17 protein-coding genes are annotated in these 16631 nt (G+C 68.9%); 12 read left to right on the top strand and 5 right to left on the bottom strand.

Going from position 1 to position 16631, the window contains the following annotated elements; all coding sequences use genetic code 11:
- The first annotated feature begins 18 nt into the window (after nt 1–18).
- The 3 genes from RJT50_RS06645 to RJT50_RS06635 are packed head-to-tail and all read left to right on the top strand — an operon-like array spanning nt 19 to nt 3070.
- Entirely contained in the window at nt 19–1200 is a 1182-nt protein-coding gene (locus RJT50_RS06645; RefSeq protein ID WP_313695229.1) for an ABC transporter substrate-binding protein, read from the top strand.
- 3 nt (nt 1201–1203) lie between these two features.
- Complete coding sequence (locus RJT50_RS06640) at nt 1204–2133, top strand: ABC transporter permease (RefSeq protein ID WP_313695228.1); 930 nt, start codon at nt 1204–1206, stop codon at nt 2131–2133.
- A gap of 1 nt (nt 2134) precedes the next feature.
- Nucleotides 2135–3070 carry an ABC transporter permease gene (locus RJT50_RS06635; RefSeq protein ID WP_313695227.1) on the top strand — a complete coding sequence of 312 codons (936 nt, stop codon included), beginning with the start codon at nt 2135–2137 and terminating at the stop codon, nt 3068–3070.
- 36 nt (nt 3071–3106) lie between these two features.
- Here the strand turns inward: RJT50_RS06635 and RJT50_RS06630 are convergent, their stop codons facing one another.
- Nucleotides 3107–5161, bottom strand: a complete 2055-nt coding sequence (locus RJT50_RS06630; protein ID WP_313695226.1) for an AMP-binding protein — start codon at nt 5159–5161, stop codon at nt 3107–3109.
- A gap of 134 nt (nt 5162–5295) precedes the next feature.
- On the opposite strand from RJT50_RS06630, the gene RJT50_RS06625 reads away from it, so the two are divergent.
- From RJT50_RS06625 to RJT50_RS06615, 3 genes are all read left to right on the top strand, one after another.
- Nucleotides 5296–6906: a long-chain fatty acid--CoA ligase gene (locus RJT50_RS06625; protein ID WP_313695225.1), complete on the top strand. Its 1611-nt coding sequence runs from the start codon at nt 5296–5298 to the stop codon at nt 6904–6906.
- Between the two features lie 372 nt (nt 6907–7278).
- Complete coding sequence (locus tag RJT50_RS06620) at nt 7279–8061, top strand: SDR family NAD(P)-dependent oxidoreductase (RefSeq protein ID WP_313695224.1); 783 nt, start codon at nt 7279–7281, stop codon at nt 8059–8061.
- Nucleotides 8062–8227: 166 nt separating this feature from the next.
- Nucleotides 8228–8812 carry a GNAT family N-acetyltransferase gene (locus RJT50_RS06615; RefSeq protein WP_313695223.1) on the top strand — a complete coding sequence of 195 codons (585 nt, stop codon included), beginning with the start codon at nt 8228–8230 and terminating at the stop codon, nt 8810–8812.
- A 74-nt stretch (nt 8813–8886) separates the two neighbouring features.
- On the opposite strand, the gene RJT50_RS06610 is transcribed toward RJT50_RS06615, so the two are convergent.
- The gene (locus RJT50_RS06610) at nt 8887–9159 is read right to left on the bottom strand and encodes a DUF8142 family protein (RefSeq protein WP_313695222.1); all 273 of its coding nucleotides are present in this window, start codon (nt 9157–9159) and stop codon (nt 8887–8889) included.
- A 58-nt stretch (nt 9160–9217) separates the two neighbouring features.
- The gene (locus RJT50_RS06605; protein WP_313695221.1) at nt 9218–9502 is read right to left on the bottom strand and encodes a DUF7520 family protein; all 285 of its coding nucleotides are present in this window, start codon (nt 9500–9502) and stop codon (nt 9218–9220) included.
- 72 nt (nt 9503–9574) lie between these two features.
- Between RJT50_RS06605 and cdd the strand changes: the two genes are divergently transcribed.
- Nucleotides 9575–10027: a cytidine deaminase gene (gene cdd, locus RJT50_RS06600; protein ID WP_313695220.1), complete on the top strand. Its 453-nt coding sequence runs from the start codon at nt 9575–9577 to the stop codon at nt 10025–10027.
- 27 nt (nt 10028–10054) lie between these two features.
- On the opposite strand, the gene RJT50_RS06595 is transcribed toward cdd, so the two are convergent.
- Complete coding sequence (locus RJT50_RS06595) at nt 10055–10684, bottom strand: class I SAM-dependent methyltransferase (RefSeq protein ID WP_313695219.1); 630 nt, start codon at nt 10682–10684, stop codon at nt 10055–10057.
- 146 nt (nt 10685–10830) lie between these two features.
- Here RJT50_RS06595 and RJT50_RS06590 point away from each other — a divergent pair, with 146 nt between their 5' ends.
- Complete coding sequence (locus tag RJT50_RS06590; RefSeq protein ID WP_313695218.1) at nt 10831–11652, top strand: nucleoside phosphorylase; 822 nt, start codon at nt 10831–10833, stop codon at nt 11650–11652.
- A 193-nt stretch (nt 11653–11845) separates the two neighbouring features.
- Complete coding sequence (locus RJT50_RS06585) at nt 11846–13027, top strand: NAD(P)/FAD-dependent oxidoreductase (RefSeq protein ID WP_313695217.1); 1182 nt, start codon at nt 11846–11848, stop codon at nt 13025–13027.
- Nucleotides 13028–13212: 185 nt separating this feature from the next.
- Here RJT50_RS06585 and RJT50_RS06580 read toward each other — a convergent pair whose 3' ends face one another.
- Complete coding sequence (locus RJT50_RS06580; protein WP_313695216.1) at nt 13213–13746, bottom strand: HTH domain-containing protein; 534 nt, start codon at nt 13744–13746, stop codon at nt 13213–13215.
- A 106-nt stretch (nt 13747–13852) separates the two neighbouring features.
- On the opposite strand from RJT50_RS06580, the gene RJT50_RS06575 reads away from it, so the two are divergent.
- The 3 genes from RJT50_RS06575 to RJT50_RS06565 all read left to right on the top strand — a co-directional run bounded on the left by RJT50_RS06575 (nt 13853) and on the right by RJT50_RS06565 (nt 16597).
- A complete protein-coding gene (locus RJT50_RS06575; protein WP_313695215.1) occupies nt 13853–14767 on the top strand; it encodes an NAD-dependent epimerase/dehydratase family protein in 915 nt (304 codons plus the stop codon).
- 132 nt (nt 14768–14899) lie between these two features.
- Entirely contained in the window at nt 14900–15805 is a 906-nt protein-coding gene (rocF, locus tag RJT50_RS06570) for an arginase (protein ID WP_313695214.1), read from the top strand.
- Nucleotides 15806–15925: 120 nt separating this feature from the next.
- A complete protein-coding gene (locus tag RJT50_RS06565) occupies nt 15926–16597 on the top strand; it encodes a hypothetical protein (protein ID WP_313695213.1) in 672 nt (223 codons plus the stop codon).
- Nucleotides 16598–16631: the final 34 nt, after the last annotated feature.

Here is a 16631-nt window from a genome sequence, read left to right as displayed (position 1 = left end):
TCGGGATGGTTCGTCGGTATGCCAGTTGAAGACACTCACGGCTCCCGCGCGACGGACGAGTCTTCCACCACGAACGGTTCCCGCTCCGACGGCCGACCGGCCGTCGGCCGTCGACGGTTCCTCGCTGCCACGGGCACGGCCGCGACCGTCGGTGCCGCCGGCTGTCTGGGCGGCGGTGGCGGCGGAACGCCGACCATCAACATCCTGACCTGGGAGGAGTACGCCAACGACGACATCCAGTCCCGGATTGAGGAGAACGCCGGGGTGAACCTGTCGATCACGAAGTCCACGTCGTCCTCGGAGATGTTCTCGACGTGGAACTCGGGACAGAACGAGCAGTACGACATCGCCATCCCGAACAACAACTACGTCCCGAAGATGATGAACGCCGACCTGGTCTCGCCGGTCCAGGAGGACGTCGTCAGCAACTACGACGCCGTCTACGACGTGTTCAAGGACTTCGCGGACTCGCAGTTCACCAGCGGCGGGGACATGTACGGCGTCCCCATCCGCTTCGGGTGGTACGGCTACTCGTACGACTCGCGGAGCGTCTCCGACCACGAGGACAGCTACAAGGTCCTCTTCGAGGAGGACTACGTCGACGCCGACCTGGGCGGCAGCCTCATCATGTACGACAACCACTTCAAGGCGATGAGCGCGGCGGCCCTGTACCTCGGCTACCGCGACGCCTTCGAGGGTTCGAGGGTGACCCTCTCGGGGGATCAGATCGACGAGGTGAAACAGCTGATGATCGACCAGAAGCCGCGGCTCCAGGGGTACATCGCGGCGGACCCGACGTACATCAAGAACTTCAACCAGGGCAACTTCCTCGTCGGCCAGTCCGGCCGCAACGAGATCGTCGAGATGTGGTCGAACGACAACGACTGGCCGACGATGGCGGCCCCGACGGAGGGGTCGCTCGCGTGGTTCGAGTCGGCCGTCGTCTCCAGCGCGTCCAGCAACGAGGAGGCCGCCTGGGAGGTCATCAACGAGTACATCTCCGCACGGAACGGCGCGACCCTCGCGAAGGCGGGGTACTCGCCGAGCGTCAACCCGAACACGCAGGACAACCTCACCGAGCAGGAGAACGAGATGTTCGGCTCGATCGATCCGGCCCGCCTCGAACAGATGATCCCGTTCAAGGCCGTCGAGAACGAGGAGTCCTGGATCACCGCCTGGGAAGAGATCAAGTCGGCCTGATCGATGGCGACGACAACGGACCCGGAGGAAACCACACGAAAGCGGCTGCTGGCGCGGTTCCAGTCGCACGGGGCGCGCCTCGGCATCACGGCCGGCCCCAGCATCGTCTGGCTCGCGCTGCTGTTGCTGGCACCGCTGACGTTCATGGTGACGGTGAGCTTCCTGACCGTCAACGACGCATACGACATCGTCTGGCAGCCGACGCTGTCGAACTACGGGTCGCTGTTCGCGGGCGAGGGGCCGTTCCTGAGCGGCGCGTTCGCGCAGTCGCTCCTGCTGTCGTACGGCATCGCGTTCGTGACGACGGTGGCCTGTCTCACGCTGGCGTTCCCGCTGGCGTACCTGCTTGCGCGCAGCGGCGGCCGGACGTTCAAGGTGGTCATCTTCTTCGTCCTGCTGCCCTTCTTCACGATGTACCTGGTCCGGGCGTACTCCTGGGTGCTGATGTTCGGTCCGAGCGGGGTCATCAACGCCACGTTGCTGCGTCTCGGCGTGGTCTCCGAACCGGTCGGGGCGTTCAACTTCGGGATCCCGGCGATAATCGTGGGGCTCACGCACGCGTACTTCCCGTACATGCTGCTGTCGCTGTACGCCAGCATGGACGGGCTCGACTTCTCGCTCATCGAGGCCGCGCGCGACCTCGGGGCGAGCCGACGGGAGGCGCTGACCGACGTCATCGTCCCGCTGACGCTGCCGGGAATCATCTCCGGCAGCCTCTTCGTGTTCGTCCCGTCGCTGGGGGCGTTCATCACCCCCCGGTTCCTCGGGCAGGGGAAGGTACAGATGATCGGACAGCTCATCGAGGCGCGGATCAAGTCGCTGTACGCCATCGGCTACGGCAGCGCGGCGTCGATGTTCATCGTCGTCTCCATCGTCGTGGCGTTCGCGCTCGCCTTCCGCTACGTGAGCATCGAAGAGCTCGGGGGTGTCTGAGATGGGGAGTGACGCGAGCGACGGCGGGACGTCGAGCGCCCGGACCGGACAGGCGACCGAAGGGCCGGTCGGAGCCACGAGCGAGCGGGCGAGCAGCCACGACGGCGGCTTCCTGCTCGGCCGGCAGCGACGGAATCAGCTCCTGAAGTGGGCGCTGTACGCCGTCGCGGGCTGCCTGCTGGTGTTCCTGTGGATCCCGCTGCTGGTGATGTTCGTCCTGTCGTTCACCGTGAACGCGAGCACGATCTTCCCGTTCGAGGGGCTGACGCTGGCACACTACGCCGCCACGTTCAGCGACTCGGGGCTGATGCGGTCGCTTCTCAACAGCGTCGTCATCGCCACCCTGTCCGCGTCGATCGCGACGGTGCTGGGCGTGCTGGCGAGCTTCGCGCTCGCCCGGTACGACTTCCCGTACAAGGAGCTGTACCGGACGTTCGGGATCCTCCCGATGGTCATCCCCGGCATCGTGCTCGGGATGGCGCTGCTCATCTACTTCCGGACGCTGCTGGGGCTGACGCCGGGGTTCCTGACGCTCGTGCTCACCCACAGCGTCTACGGCTTCCCGTTCGTCCTGCTGATCGTCACGGCGCGACTCTACACGTACGACGAGTCGCTGGAGGAGGCTGCCCGGGACCTGGGAGCCGACCCGCTGGCGACGTTCCGCGACGTCACGCTGCCCATCGTGGGGCCTGCGGTCGGCGCCGGGTTCCTGTTCGCGTGGATCCGCTCGTTCGAGGACTTCATCCGGGCGTTCTTCGTCCGGGGGACCGCCGACGTGCTCACTACGTCGATGTTCTCGATGATCAAGTACGGCACCGCGCCGAAGATGAACGCCGTCTCGACGTTCATCGTCGCCGTCATCGCGGTCGTGCTGGCCGTGGCGATGAACCTCGGCAACGTGACCGAGTACGTCGCGGGAACCGGCGAGGAGGAGTAGCCGGGGCGCCGCCGTCGGCCCGGCCCGTCTCCGCGATCACCTCGCCGACCGGAGCTTCTCGAGCGACTCGGGGTTCTCCATCGAGGAGAGGTCGCCGGGGTCCTCGTTCTCGTGGACCGCCGAGATGGCGCGGCGGATGATCTTGCCCGACTGCGTCTTGGGGAACTCCTCGACGAACAGCAGTTCGCGCGGCCGGAACGGCTTGCCGTGCTCCTCGCCGACGAGCGTCGTGAGTTCCGCGCGGAGGTCGTCGCTCGGGTCGACGCCGTCCTCCAGCACGACGTAGGCGACGACGGCGGTTCCGGTCGTCTCGTCGGGGACGCCGACAGCGGCGGCCTGGTTCACGGCGTCGTGGTCGATGAGCACCCCCTCGATCTCGGCCGGCCCGATCTTCCGCCCCGCGACGTTGAGCGCGTCGTCGGCGCGGCCGTGGAGGAACCAGAAGCCGTCCTCGTCCTTCTGGGCCCAGTCGCCGTGGTTCCACAGCGGCGGGTCGCGGAACGTGGACCAGTACTCCTCGAGGTAGCGCTCGTCGCCCGACCAGAGGCTCTTGGTCATCGACGGACAGGAGTCGCGCGCGACGAGGTACCCCCGCTCGTGGGAGTCGGCGATTGAGTCGCCCTCGACGTCGACGATGTCGACGTCCATCCCCAGCCCCGGCCCGCCGAGCGTGCAGGGTTTCAGCGGCTGGTCGGGCATCGGCATGAGGAAGCAGCCGCAGATCTCCGTGCCGCCCGAGATGTTGATGATCGGGCACTCGCCGCCGCCCACGTTCTCGTAGAACCACATCCAGCTCTCGGGGTCCCAAGGCTCGCCGGTCGACCCGAGCAGGCGGAGGCTCGACAGGTCGTGCTCGTGGACGTGTTCGTCGCCGTGCTTGCGGAGCGCGCGGATCGCCGTCGGCGAGATGCCGAACGTCGTCAGCCCGTGGCGTTCGATCATGTCCCAGAAGCGGTCCGGGCCGGGGTGGTCCGGCGCGCCCTCGTACATGAAGACGGTGCCGCCCAGCGTGTGGTTGCCGATGAGCGTCCACGGGCCCATCATCCAGCCGACGTCCGAGACCCAGAAGAACCGGTCCTCGGGCTGGTGGTCGAAGCCGAAGTAGATCTCCTTGGCACACTGGGTCTGGACGCCGGCGTGCGTGTGGACGATTCCCTTCGGGGTCCCCGTCGTCCCCGAGGAGTACAGCAGCATCGACTCCTGGTCCGACGGGAGCGACTTGGTGTCGTACTCGCGGGACCGTGACTCGACGGCGTCCTCCCACCACTCGTCCCGCTCGTCGTTCCACGGGATGTCGATCGTACCGCCGTCGGTCGCGTTACCGCCGGCCGCGTTACCGTCGGCCGACTCGCGGGTGCCGAACCGATCGTAGACGACCGTGTGCTCGACGTGACCCGCCTCCGCGATGGCCGCGTCGGCCGTGTCCTTCAGGACCACCTCGCTCCCGCGGCGGTAGAAGCCGTCGCCGGTGAACAGCACCCTGCATTCCGAGTCGTCGATGCGGGTCGCCGTCGCCTCGGTGCCGAACCCGGAGAAGATGGGGACCGCGATCGCGCCGACCTTGAAACAGCCGTAGAGGATGGAGATTACCTCGGGCACCATCGCCATGTAGAGCCCCACCGTGTCGCCGGTCCCGACGCCGACCGACTCGAGGTAGTTCGCCACCCTGTTCGCCTGCCGGTGGAGGTCGTGGTAGGTGACGTGGCGCTCGTCCCCGGGTTCGCCCTCCCAGATGCACGCGACCGAGTTCCTGTTCGGGGAGTCGGGCGCTGCGTGGCGGTCGAGGACGTTGTGCGCGAGGTTGAGTTCGCCGCCGGGGTACCAGTCGGTGAACTGCGGGCCGTCCGCGTCGTCTCTCACCTCGTCGTACGGCTCGTAGAACTCGATGCCGAGGTACTCGACGAGCTCGTCCCAGAACCAGTCGACGCCCGACTCGGGTTCGCCCGGGACGTCAGTGCAGGTCCGCTGGATGAGGGTCTCGTAGTCCTCGATGCCGTACTCCCGCATGAACTGGCGGACGTTCGTGGCCTCGGCGACCGCCTCGTCCGGTTCGTGGACCACCGCGTCCGTGTCGATCTCCGTGGGCGCCATCTCGTCGGACGGTTCTCGCGTGGGGGTAAGTAGGTTTGCGGGTGTCCGCCGAGCGCCGGCGGAGCCGCCCCTTCGACTCCGTTCCCCCACTGGTTCGTGGAAAGGCATTTGCCACCACGGAACACGGTTCGACCATGACACGCGGACAGACGCTCCGCCCGTTCTACTGGCGCGCGACGGCGCTGTTTCCCGGCCAGGAGATCGTCTCCCGGACCCACGCCGGCCGCACGCACCACGACTACGCGGCGTTCGGCGACCGGGTGGCGCGACTCGCCGGCGCCCTCCGCGAACTGGGCGTGGAGGCGGGCGACCGTGTCGGCACGTTCGGGTGGAACACCCACCGTCACATGGAGGCGTACTACGCGCCGCCGCTGCTGGGCGCACAGATGCACACCATCAACGTCGTCCTCCCCGACGACGACGTCGAGTTCATCGTCGAGGACGCGGCCGACGACGTGCTGCTGGTCGACCCCGGCGACCCGTTCGAGACGGTCGAGCGCCTGTTCGACCGCTTCGACTCGGTCGATCACGTCGTCGTGATGGGGGAGGAGGCACCCGAGAGCGACCTTCCGGTCCACGCCTACGAGGACCTGCTCTCCGATGCCGACCCCGTCGAGGACTGGCCCGACGTCGACGCGGACGCGCCGGCGGGGATGTGCTACACGTCGGGGACGACGGGGACCCCGAAGGGCGTCGAGTACACGCAGGCGATGATGCACGCCCACGCGATGATGGTCCAGACCCCCTCCGCGATCGGCATCGACCAGTCGGACGTGGTCATGCACGTCGTGCCGATGTACCACGTCAACTCCTGGAACTTCCCGTACGCCGCGACCGTCGCGGGTGCGAAACAGGTCTACCCGGGGCCTTCGCCCGACACCGAGACGCTCGCGGACCTCGTCGAGTCGGAGGGCGTGACGCTCACCGCCGGGGTGCCGACCGTGTTCATCGACCTGCTGGAGTACGCCGACGACCACGACGTCGACTTCTCCTCGCTCGAGCGCATCGTCGTCGGCGGGTCTGCGGCGCCCAAGGGCGTCATGCGCCGGTACGCGACGGAGTACGACGTGACCATCGACCACGCCTGGGGGATGACCGAGACGATGTCCATCGCCTCCGTCTCGCGCCCGAAGGCGGGGATGGACCTCGAGGGGGACGAAGGGCTGGACGTCCGCGCGAAGCAGGGCCTGCTCTCGCCCGGCCTCGAGATGCGCGTCGTGGACGACGACGGCGAGGACGTGCCGTGGGACGGCGAGTCGTTCGGCGAACTCTGGGTGCGCGGGCCGACGGTCGTGGACGAGTACTACCGGCGACCCGGGGCGAACGAGGAGAGCTTCGAGGACGGCTGGCTGAAGACGGGCGACATCGCGACCGTGGACGAGGAGGGCTACTTCGAGATCGTCGACCGCGCGAAGGACGTCATCAAGTCCGGCGGCGAGTGGATCTCCAGCATCCGCCTCGAGAACGCGCTGATGGAACACCCGGAGGTCGTCCAGGCGGCCGTCATCGCGGTGCCACACGAGCGCTGGCAGGAGCGCCCCGTCGCCGCGGTCGTCGCCTCCGGGCCGGTCGCGGAGGACGACCTGCGTCAACACCTCGCCGAGTCGTTCCCGCGCTGGTGGCTCCCGGACGACGTGCGCGTCCGGGACTCCATCCCGAAGACGGCGACCGGGAAGTTCGACAAGAAGGCGCTGCGCGAGGAACTCGAGGACGCACCCACCCCGTACGCGCCAGAGGAGCGCTGAGGACTCTCCCGTGCGTGCTGGGACGGAGCCGGATGGCGCGCGGCGGCCGTCCCTCGTGGGCGGTCAACTCGCGCGAGGGATGAGCACCGGAGCGCGAGCCACAGGGGAGCGCGAGGAGCGCAAGAGGCTGGGGAGGGTGAGGTGCGGAGCGGTGCGGTGGGTGGGACTGAAAGGGGCCACGGTGCTGGACGACGGCCGGCCGGTCAAGCACCGCAGCGAGCGCAAGCGAGCGAGGAGCGCAGCCGGCCGGCCGAGTCCAGCGCCGTGGGGGCTTTCGAGATCGTACCGTTCCCACCGTCCACTGATCGAAGACAATCGAACAACCAACCTACGACGACAAGGAGTAAGTCACGCCCCCACACACCACCCGGCATGGACGAGTTCGACCCGGACGCCAGCTTCGACCTCTCCGGACGAACCGCGGTCGTGACCGGCGGGACGCGCGGCATCGGACGGGCCATCGCGCTGGGCCTGGCCCGCGCCGGCGCCGACGTGGTGCCGACCTCCAGAACGCGCGAGGACGTCGAGGACGCCGCCGCGGCCGTCGAGGCCGAGGGCGTGAACTCGCTCGTCCGCCCGACCGACGTGACCGACGCGGACGCGGTGATGGACCTGTTCGACGCCGTCGAGTCCGAGTTCGGCCGGCTCGACGTCGTCGTCAACAACGCCGGGGTGAACCCGCGCGGCGCGCTCGGGACGCCGGAGGAAACGACCGAGGAGGGCACCCGGACCGTCCTCGACGTGAACCTGGAGGGGGCGCTGCGGTGTGCCCGCGCGGCGGCGCCTGCGCTCCGGGCCGACGGCGGCGGGTCGCTGGTGAACGTCGCCAGCGTCGGGGGGCTGGTCGGCCTCCCGCGCCAGCACCCGTACGTCGCCTCGAAGCACGGCCTCGTCGGCGTGACCAAGAGCATGGCGCTGTCCTGGGCGCCCGACGTCCGGGTGAACGCCGTCGCGCCGGGGTACGTGCTGACCGACCTGACTGCGGGCATCGCGGAGAACGACGAGTTGCGTCGGTCCGTCCTCGACCGGACCCCGATGGGACGGTTCGCGGAGCCGGCGGAGGTCGCCGGCCCCGTCGTGTTTCTGGCCTCCGAGGCTGCGGCCTACGTCACCGGTACGTGTCTCTCCGTCGACGGCGGGTGGACGGCGCGGTGAGGGTTCGGGAGTAGCCGGGTCGACGACGGCCCGCGCGCGGCGGGGGCCGATGACGGCCTGATGGAGCGACGGTGAGATGGCGGCGACCGAACGGCGCGCCGTTGGTGACGGGGGCCGTCCCCCACCTCGCCAAAACGATTTTCCACCCCGCCGCGTAGAGTCAGTTATGTACGTCCGTGATGCCAGGAACCGGGACGAGGTCTGGCTGCTCGACCACATCGAGGAGATGGGGTTGGACGAGGGCTCGTTCCGGTCCCGTGACTACGTCATCGCGGTCGAGGAGGGACGCAACGACCGCGCGGGGTTCGGGCGGTTCCGGCTCCACAAGACCGACGGGGGCGACTTCTGTGAGCTGACGAGCATCGGCGTGTTGCCCGCCTGGCGCGGTCAGGGCGTCGGCGCACACATCCTCGAACGGCTCGTCGACGAAGCCGGCGACGACGGCTTCGACGTCGTCTACTGTTTCACCGAGACCGCGGACTACCTGACCCAGTTCGGCTTCGAAGCGGTCGAGGAGTCCGCGCTCCCCGAACCGATGCGGGAGCGGCTCGGGACCGTCCGCGAGCAACAGGCCGAAGCCGTACCGCTCGTGCTCAAACGCGAGTCGTTCGCCGTGCCGGGCGAACTCAGGGAGGCGTTCAAGAACGCGAAGCCGATGGCGGACGAGCCGGCCCCCGAACCCGAGGACACGGCCGAGGACTTCGGCATCGACCCGGACGAGGCGACCTACAAGTACGACACCGGCGGGTGACCCGCGGATCGAGTCGCGTCGGGAGGGCGGCCGTGAACGTCTGCGAACGGCATCGTCGCCAGCGACGTCGACGCTCAGGTGCGGTCCTCGAGGAAGTCCGTGGAGAACACCAGGTAGGCCAGCACCGAACAGAAGAGGATCGGCGGCAGGATAGCAAAGCCCCAGAGCGGTTCCAGGCCGACCTCCAGCAGCAGGATGACGTCCGCGATGCCGATGGCGAGGAACGGCAGCGTGGCGAGGACGCCGCGTTTGCGGGTCCGGCCCTCGGTGCCGTCGCCCTCGCCTGCGCCGTCCGGGTCGGCCGTGCCCGCGGCGACGTCGCCGTCGGTCTCCGGCGTCGTTGCCATGTTCCCACTGGGCCGTGACGGCACAAAAGCAATCCGCTCTCGGACCGCCCGGTCCGGGTTACGTGGCGTCCTCGTCGTAGCGGGACGCGAGCGAGACCAGCGAGAACAGGGCGAGCAGGAGCAGTACCGAGAGGAGCGCGCCGTAGAGCGCCATCGCCGCCGGCGTGCCCGGGACGTGAACCGTCCCGAACACCGTCACCCCGTTGACGGCGTTGTTGGCGGCGAGCAGGAACCCCGCGGTCGCGGCGAACAGCGTCACCGCGGCGCCTGCACCGACGAGGTACCGCCGTCCGTCCCCGCCGGCCGCGACCTCGCCGTCGTGCCGGGCGTCCTGGCTGTGCACGGCCGACCTTCGACCGCCCCCGCCAAGGGTCTGTCGGGATTTATGTGGCCGGCCATGGAGCCTACCACACCCATGACCGACGCCACCGACGGCGGCGCCGACCCGACCGATGACCCGCTGCTCGTCAGGGCCCGCGAAGCGTTCGCAGACGCCTACGTCCCGTACTCGGAGTACCCGGTCGGCGCGGCCGTCCGGACCACCGACGGCTCCGTCTTCGTCGGCTGCAACGTCGAGAACGCGAACTACTCCAACTCGCTGCACGCCGAGGAAGTCGCCATCGGCGAGGCGGTGAAGAACGGCCACGACTCGTTCGAACGCGTCGCCGTCGCCTCCGCGGCCCGGGACGGCGTCACGCCCTGCGGGATGTGCCGGCAGACGCTCGCGGAGTTTTGCGCGGGCGACACGGAGGTGGTCTGTGACGAGGGGGACGACGTCGCCAGCTACACGCTCGGCGAACTCCTCCCGAACACCATCAGCCTGGAGACGCTGGAGGACGCCGAGGCGGCCCGCGAGGGCGACGACTGAGTTCCGCGACCGTCGGGCGAAAGCGGCTCACGTTCGCGTGACGCCGACGAGGTACGCCGGGTTGTGGGACGCCCGGCGTTCGAACACCGTCTCGGAGACGGACTCGAGTTCCCACTCCGGGCCGGCGAACAGCCGTTCGATCTCCGAGCGCGAGAGCGACGCCCCGTGGAAGTAGCTCGCACCCTCCGGCTTCACGTCACACAGCAGGAAGTAGCTCCCGCCCGGATCGAGGACGCTCGCCAGCCCGTCGACGAACCGCGCCTGTTCGGCCTCGCCGAGACAGTGGAGCATCGCCGAGTCGAGCACGGTGTCGACGCGGACGCCGAGTTCGGGGAGCTTCAGCGCGTCCCAGACGAGAAAGTGGGCGGGAACGCGTCGCCAGCGCGCCTTGCTCCGGGCCTGCGCGATGGCGCTCGGCGCGAAATCGATCCCCAACACGTCGTGGCCGTGGCGGGCGAGATACAGCGACAGTTCGCCGGTTCCACAGCCGACCTCCAGCACGCGCCGGCCGATCCGTCCGGTCTCCTCGAGGTGAACGAACGCCCGCTGGGGACGGCCGATGTCCCAGTTCGGCGGCGCGCCGCGGTAGGCGGCGTCGAAGCCGTACGCGGCGGCCGGGTTCTCCGGGACGAGTCCCGGGTCGGGCGCGCTGCTCATGGACGCGTATCTCGCGGGAATCGCTTAAACACGGGGGCGGTCGTCCCCGCGTCCCGACCCGACTCGGGCGTGATTCCCGACGCCGAGGGGGGCACGACGCACGGAACGCGGAAGGACTAACACCGGCCTCGCCGAATCCACGTGGCATGACCGACGCGAGCGAGGATCCCAACGATGACGTGCAGTACCACGTCGAAGTCGGGTCCGACGACATGGCGGACACGGTTCTGCTTCCGGGCAATCCCGAGCGCGTGGACAAGGTGACGGCGGTCTGGGACGACCACGTCGAGGTCGGCCAGCATCGCGAGTACCGCACCGCCACGGGCACGTACGACGACGAGGCGCTCTCGGTCACCTCGACCGGCATCGGCTCTCCCTCGGCGGCCATCGCGGTCGAGGAGCTCGCGCGGGTCGGCGTCGACACGTTCATCCGGGTCGGCTCCTGCGGGGCGATCCAGGAGGGGATGGACGTCGGCGATCTCGTCATCACCTCGGGGGGCGTCCGGCAGGAAGGGACGAGCAAGGAGTACGTCCGGGAGGACTACCCAGCGAGCGCCGACCACGAGGTCGTCTCGGCGCTCGTCGCCGCCGCCGAGCGGCTCGGGTACGACTACCACGTCGGCCTCACGATGTCGGCCGACTCCTTCTATGCCGGGCAGGGTCGACCCGGGTTCGAGGGGTTCGAGGCCGCCGGCGCGGACTCGCTCGTCGAGGAGCTCCGCGAGGCGAACGTGAAGAACATCGAGATGGAGGCGTCGGCGATCATGACCATCGCGAACGTGTACGGCCTCCGGGCCGGTGCCGTCTGTACGGTGTACGCGAACCGGATCACCGGCGAGTTCAGAACCGAGGGCGAGTCGCGCGCCGTCGAGTGTGCGAGCCTCGCGGCCGCGTTGCTCGCGCGGATGGACCGGGTGAAAGCCGAGGCCGGCGTCGACCGCTGGCACGCGGGCCTCTCGCTGGAGTAGCCGGCACGACACCCCGGCAGGGGTGGTCCCGCGTTCGGGGCGTCACCGACGAACTGCGACCGGTTCGCTCGACACGGCCCCACACGGCGATGCCCGAATCCGGCCGAACCGGATAGGAGAACCGGTCACGGCAACGTTGCACGTTGGAGGCCGTTTCAATACCCATTTATTCCAGGACTCGAAATCGCCGGCCATGAGTACGAACGTCGTCGTCATCGGCTCGGGCTACGCCGGTGCAGGCGCTGTGAAGGCGTTCGAGGAGGAGATCGAACCCGGTGAGGCGACGCTGACGTGGGTCTCCGAGCACGACTACCACCTCGTGCTCCACGAGGTCCACCGCTGCATCCGCGACCCGTCGGTGGAGTCGAAGGTCGCGATCCCCGTCGAGGAGATCAAGGACGACTCGACCGAGTTCCGCAAGGGGCGCGTCACCGACGTCGACACCGACGAGCGCACGGTCGAGACCGAGGACGGCGCCGATATCGACTACGACTACCTGCTGGTCGGGGTCGGCTCGGCGACGGCGTTCTACGGCATCGACGGGCTCCGCGAACACTCGCTCACGCTGAAGGGGCTCGACGACGCCCGAGAGATCCACCGGGAACTCGAGACGGCAGCCGAGGACGCGACCGAGATGGATCCGGCGACGGTGCTCGTCGGCGGCGCGGGGCTCTCGGGCATCCAGGCGGCCGGCGAGATCGCCGAGTACCGCGACGCGACGCGCTCGCCGATCGACATCTCGCTCGTCGAGGGGCTCGACGAGGTGTTCCCGGGCAACGATCCCGAGGTGCAGGGAGCCCTCCGCAAGCGCCTGCTCGGGAAGGACATCGACATCCTCACCGGCGACTTCATCTCCAAGGTCGACGAGGACGCGGCCTATCTGGGCGGCGGCGAGGACGAGGAGCCAGAGGAGCTTCCCTACGACATCCTCCTGTGGACCGGCGGCATCACCGGCCAGGAGGAGATCACCGAGGTCGACCTGGAGAAGGACGAGCGCTCGAACCGCGTGTTCGCCGAGTCCACCTTCGAGACGAGCGACGACCGCGTGTTCGCCATCGGCGACAGCGCGCTGATCGACCAGGGCGACGACGACGTGGCACCGCCGACCGCGCAGGCCGCCTGGCAGGCCGCCGAGGTCGCGGGCGAGAACCTCGCGCGCGCGGTCCGCGGCGCGCCGCTCCGCTCGTGGCAACACGACGACAAGGGGACGGTCATCTCGGTCGGCGAGCAGGCGGTCGCCCACGACGTGCAGGGCGTTCCGATCAACACCTTCGGCGGCACCGGCGCGAAGCTGCTGAAGAAGGCCATCGCCGCGCGCTGGATCGCCTCGGTCTCCTCGTACGGACGGGGACTCAACGCCTGGGGCGACATGTAACGGCAGGAAAACGACGGACGTCCGTCCTCGAGGTCAGTTGTCGGTCACGTCGAACAGCCAGCGGTGAGACCGTCGGTCGATCCGAGCGGGCGACGGCGACCGACGCGAACGCTCGATTCTCGGGGAATGCCGAAAGTCCTCCATCGGGATCGGTCCCGGAAACCGTCGTCTCGAACCGGCCCGATTCAGTGTGACGGCTCCTCGGAGGGCGCCTTCATCCCGTCGATCTTCAGGATGAGGACGCTCGCGGTCTCGTCCTTCCCGTCGACGGTTCCCTCGATGGTGAGCTTCGAGAGGGGCGTCGGGCCGACGACGACGGAGTCGCCCTCGTGGAAGTCACGTGCCGATCCCTGCAGGTGGATCTCGGCCCGGCACAGCTCGGGGTGGTGGACCGACGTGAGGTTGATCTCCTGGACGTTGACGTTCTCGAGCTTCTCCCCCTCGTGGTGGAGCGGCGTCGCGGCCGGCTCGTCCAAGTCCTGGAGGTCGAGCGCCTCGAAGGCGGTCGCGGTCGGCTTGTACCCCCCTTTCGGACCGGGGACCCCCTCGACCAGCTGGAGCGCCTTGAGGCTCTGCATCTGGTTCCGGATCGTGCCGGGGTTGCGCTCGACGGCCTCGGCGATCGTCTCGCCCTTCACTGCGCCCTCCTGCTCCCTGGAGAGGTTTACGAGCTCGTTGAGGATCTTTCGCTGGCTGTCGGTGAGTTCGATGGACGACATTTAAATGGGGTTTGCGCCGGAACCCGCATAAAACCACGGAACGCTCGCGGCGATCCGGGGACGAGCGACCGACACCGCTTTGCCGCAGGCTCTACCCCCTCAGGGTATGCAGGGCAAGCGGGTTCTGGTCACTGGCGGGGCCGGCTTCATCGGCTCCAACCTCGCGAACCGACTGGCCGCGGACAACGACGTCGTCGCGCTCGACGACCTCTACCTGGGAACGCCCGAGAACCTCGGGGACGACGTGGAGTTCGTCGAGGCCTCGGTGCTCGACGGTGACCTCCCGGCCGACGTGGACGTCGTGTTCCACCTCGCGGCGATGTCCTCGCGGAACATGCACGAGGAGGACCCGGCGCGAGGGGCACGCGTGAACGTCGAGGGGTTCGTCAACACGGTCGAGCAGGCGCGTCGGACCGGCTGTGATCGGGTCGTCTACGCCTCCACCTCCTCCATCTACGGCAGTCGAACCGAACCCTCACCCGAGGAGATGGACGTCGAGGCGCGCACGGGCTACGAGGCGTCGAAGCTCGCGCGCGAGCAGTACGCCGACTACTACCGCAACCACCACGGGATGGACGTCGCGGGGCTCCGATTCTTCTCCGTCTACCAGGGCTTCGCCGGCGCGGAGGAACACAAGGGGGAGTACGCCAACACGGTCGCCCAGTTCGCCGACCTGATCGCGAACGGCACCGCGCCGGAACTGTTCGGCGACGGCTCCCAGACCCGCGATTTCACCCACGTCGAGGACGTCGTCCGCGGCATCGAGACCGTCGCTGATCACCGGCTCGACGGCGTCTACAACCTCGGGACCGGCGAGAGCTACACGTTCAACGAGATGGTCTCGATGATCAACGACGCGCTCGGCACCGACGTCGACCCCGAGTACGTCGAGACGCCGTTCGACGGCTACGTCCACGACACGAAGGCGGACGTCTCGAAGGTCCACGAGGCGACCGGCTGGGAGCCACAGATCGGCTTCGAGGAGGGCGTTCGCCGCGTCTGCGCGCCGTATCTGGACTGAGCCGAGGACGCGCCGTTCTGCGGTCCTGCGGCCGAAAACGATCGCCATCGCGGTCGTCACTTTCGACCGCGGACCGCCGCCGGAGTCGTCGCCTTCGACACCGCTTTACCGGCGACGGGGGACTGTTCGGACATGAGCGCGGTTCGCATCATCGGCGTCCCCACCGACTACGGACAGGACCGACGCGGCGTTGACATGGGACCGTCGGCGATCCGGTACGGCGGTCTCGGTGCCGAACTCGCCGCCGCAGGCGTGGCGACGACGGACGTGGGCGACCTCCTCGTCCCGCGCGCCGAGGAGCGCGACCCCGACTACCGCACCCCGAGCGAGGGGAACGCGAAGTTCCTCCGCGAGACGGAGGAGGTGTGCACCCGTCTGGCCGACGAGGTGGCCAACACCATCGCCGACGGCGCGACGCCGCTCGTGCTCGGCGGGGACCACTCGGTCGCCATCGGCACGATCGGCGGGAGCGCGAGAGACGCGGACGTCGGCGCGATCTGGTTCGACGCCCACGGCGACTACAACACCCCGACGACCTCCCCGTCGGGCAACGTCCACGGCATGCCGGTCGCCGCCGCCATGGGCTACCGCGAGTGGGACGGCGTCGAGTGGGCGAACGCGCCGGGGCTCCGGGAGGAGAACTTCGTCTACGTCGGCCTGCGGTCGCTGGACGACTCCGAGCGGGAAGCGATCCACGAGGGCGAGATGACCGCGTTCACGATGTCGGACATCGACGAGCGCGGCATCACCGACGTCGTCGAGGCGGCCATCTCGGTCGCGAGCGACGACGTCGAGGGCGTCCACGTCAGCCTCGACATGGACTGGCTCGACCCCGGCATCGCGCCCGGCGTCGGGACGCCGGTCCGCGGCGGCGTCACCTACCGGGAGGCTCACTACGCGATGGAGCGGGTCGCGCGCTCGGGGGCGCTCCGCTCGATGGAGGTGGTCGAGGTGAACCCGGTGCTCGACGAGCACAACGAGACCGGGGAGCTGGCGACCGAACTCGCCGCCAGCGCGTTCGGGAAGAAGATTCTGTAGCACGGGCCACGTTTCCGGGTGCCCCCTCGCTCGTCGGGTCCGTCGATCGAGGACCCGTCGGCACGCGAGAAACGATCCGGTCGGGAACATTAATGGGCGAGGCCGCGTCCCTCCGATACGATGTCAGCCATCGCCCGAATCGCCCGTGAGCGACTCACGGTTCGAAACGCCCTCCCGATGGTCGCGATCCTCGCGCTCGTCTACTGGTTCACCGACTCCGTCTGGACGACCGTGGGGATCGCACTGGGAGTCGTGCTGATCGAGTCGAGAGGGGTCCTCCGGGAGACACCGAGCATCGACGACCAGTCGTTAGCCGTCGGCGAGGGCGTGTTCATCCTCCTCGCCAGCCTCGCGTGGCTGACCTACGAACTCACGGCCGGAGCGGGGACCGGCGGCCCGGCGTGGTTCCCCGCCCTCACCGCCCTCGCCGGCGGCTGGTTCCTCCTCGACGCCCGCCGCGGCCCCGACCGGGAACCCTGGAGCGAGCGGGACGAGGAGATGGACGCCGGCGAGGTGATGCTGGTGATGAACCACGCTCACCTGATCACCGACGAACTGGAGAAGGCGCCACGGACCGTCCCCGAACTCGCCGAGGCCTGTGACCTCACCGAGTCGCGCGTCCGCGAGGCGCTCGCGTTCGCCACCGACGACGACGTCGTGTACCGGGTGGACGACGACCCAGCCGAGGCCGACCGGTACGCCCTCGACGAGTCGAAGGTCGGTGCGGTCGCGTTCGTCCGCTCGAACGGGAGACGAATCCTTCGGCGACTCGCGCGGCCGTTCCGTTCCTGATCGGTCGGGCGGGTCCCGGGCGGCGACACGCCGG

The organism is Halobaculum sp. XH14, from assembly GCF_032116555.1.
Lineage (GTDB): Archaea > Halobacteriota > Halobacteria > Halobacteriales > Haloferacaceae > Halorarum > Halorarum halobium.
Note: the sequence above shows the minus strand (reverse complement) of the source record. Positions and strands in the feature narration are given on the sequence as shown.

Coding starts and splice junctions, on each gene's coding strand:
- RJT50_RS06615 (WP_313695223.1), top strand. CDS start 8,228: ATGTACGTCCGTGATGCCAGGAACCGGGACGAGGTCTGGCTGCTCGAC.
- RJT50_RS06645 (WP_313695229.1), top strand. CDS start 19: ATGCCAGTTGAAGACACTCACGGCTCCCGCGCGACGGACGAGTCTTCC.
- RJT50_RS06590 (WP_313695218.1), top strand. CDS start 10,831: ATGACCGACGCGAGCGAGGATCCCAACGATGACGTGCAGTACCACGTC.
- RJT50_RS06620 (WP_313695224.1), top strand. CDS start 7,279: ATGGACGAGTTCGACCCGGACGCCAGCTTCGACCTCTCCGGACGAACC.
- RJT50_RS06625 (WP_313695225.1), top strand. CDS start 5,296: ATGACACGCGGACAGACGCTCCGCCCGTTCTACTGGCGCGCGACGGCG.
- RJT50_RS06575 (WP_313695215.1), top strand. CDS start 13,853: ATGCAGGGCAAGCGGGTTCTGGTCACTGGCGGGGCCGGCTTCATCGGC.
- RJT50_RS06610 (WP_313695222.1), bottom strand. CDS start 9,159: ATGGCAACGACGCCGGAGACCGACGGCGACGTCGCCGCGGGCACGGCC.
- rocF (WP_313695214.1), top strand. CDS start 14,900: ATGAGCGCGGTTCGCATCATCGGCGTCCCCACCGACTACGGACAGGAC.
- cdd (WP_313695220.1), top strand. CDS start 9,575: ATGACCGACGCCACCGACGGCGGCGCCGACCCGACCGATGACCCGCTG.
- RJT50_RS06565 (WP_313695213.1), top strand. CDS start 15,926: ATGTCAGCCATCGCCCGAATCGCCCGTGAGCGACTCACGGTTCGAAAC.
- RJT50_RS06635 (WP_313695227.1), top strand. CDS start 2,135: ATGGGGAGTGACGCGAGCGACGGCGGGACGTCGAGCGCCCGGACCGGA.
- RJT50_RS06595 (WP_313695219.1), bottom strand. CDS start 10,684: ATGAGCAGCGCGCCCGACCCGGGACTCGTCCCGGAGAACCCGGCCGCC.
- RJT50_RS06585 (WP_313695217.1), top strand. CDS start 11,846: ATGAGTACGAACGTCGTCGTCATCGGCTCGGGCTACGCCGGTGCAGGC.
- RJT50_RS06630 (WP_313695226.1), bottom strand. CDS start 5,161: ATGGCGCCCACGGAGATCGACACGGACGCGGTGGTCCACGAACCGGAC.
- RJT50_RS06580 (WP_313695216.1), bottom strand. CDS start 13,746: ATGTCGTCCATCGAACTCACCGACAGCCAGCGAAAGATCCTCAACGAG.
- RJT50_RS06640 (WP_313695228.1), top strand. CDS start 1,204: ATGGCGACGACAACGGACCCGGAGGAAACCACACGAAAGCGGCTGCTG.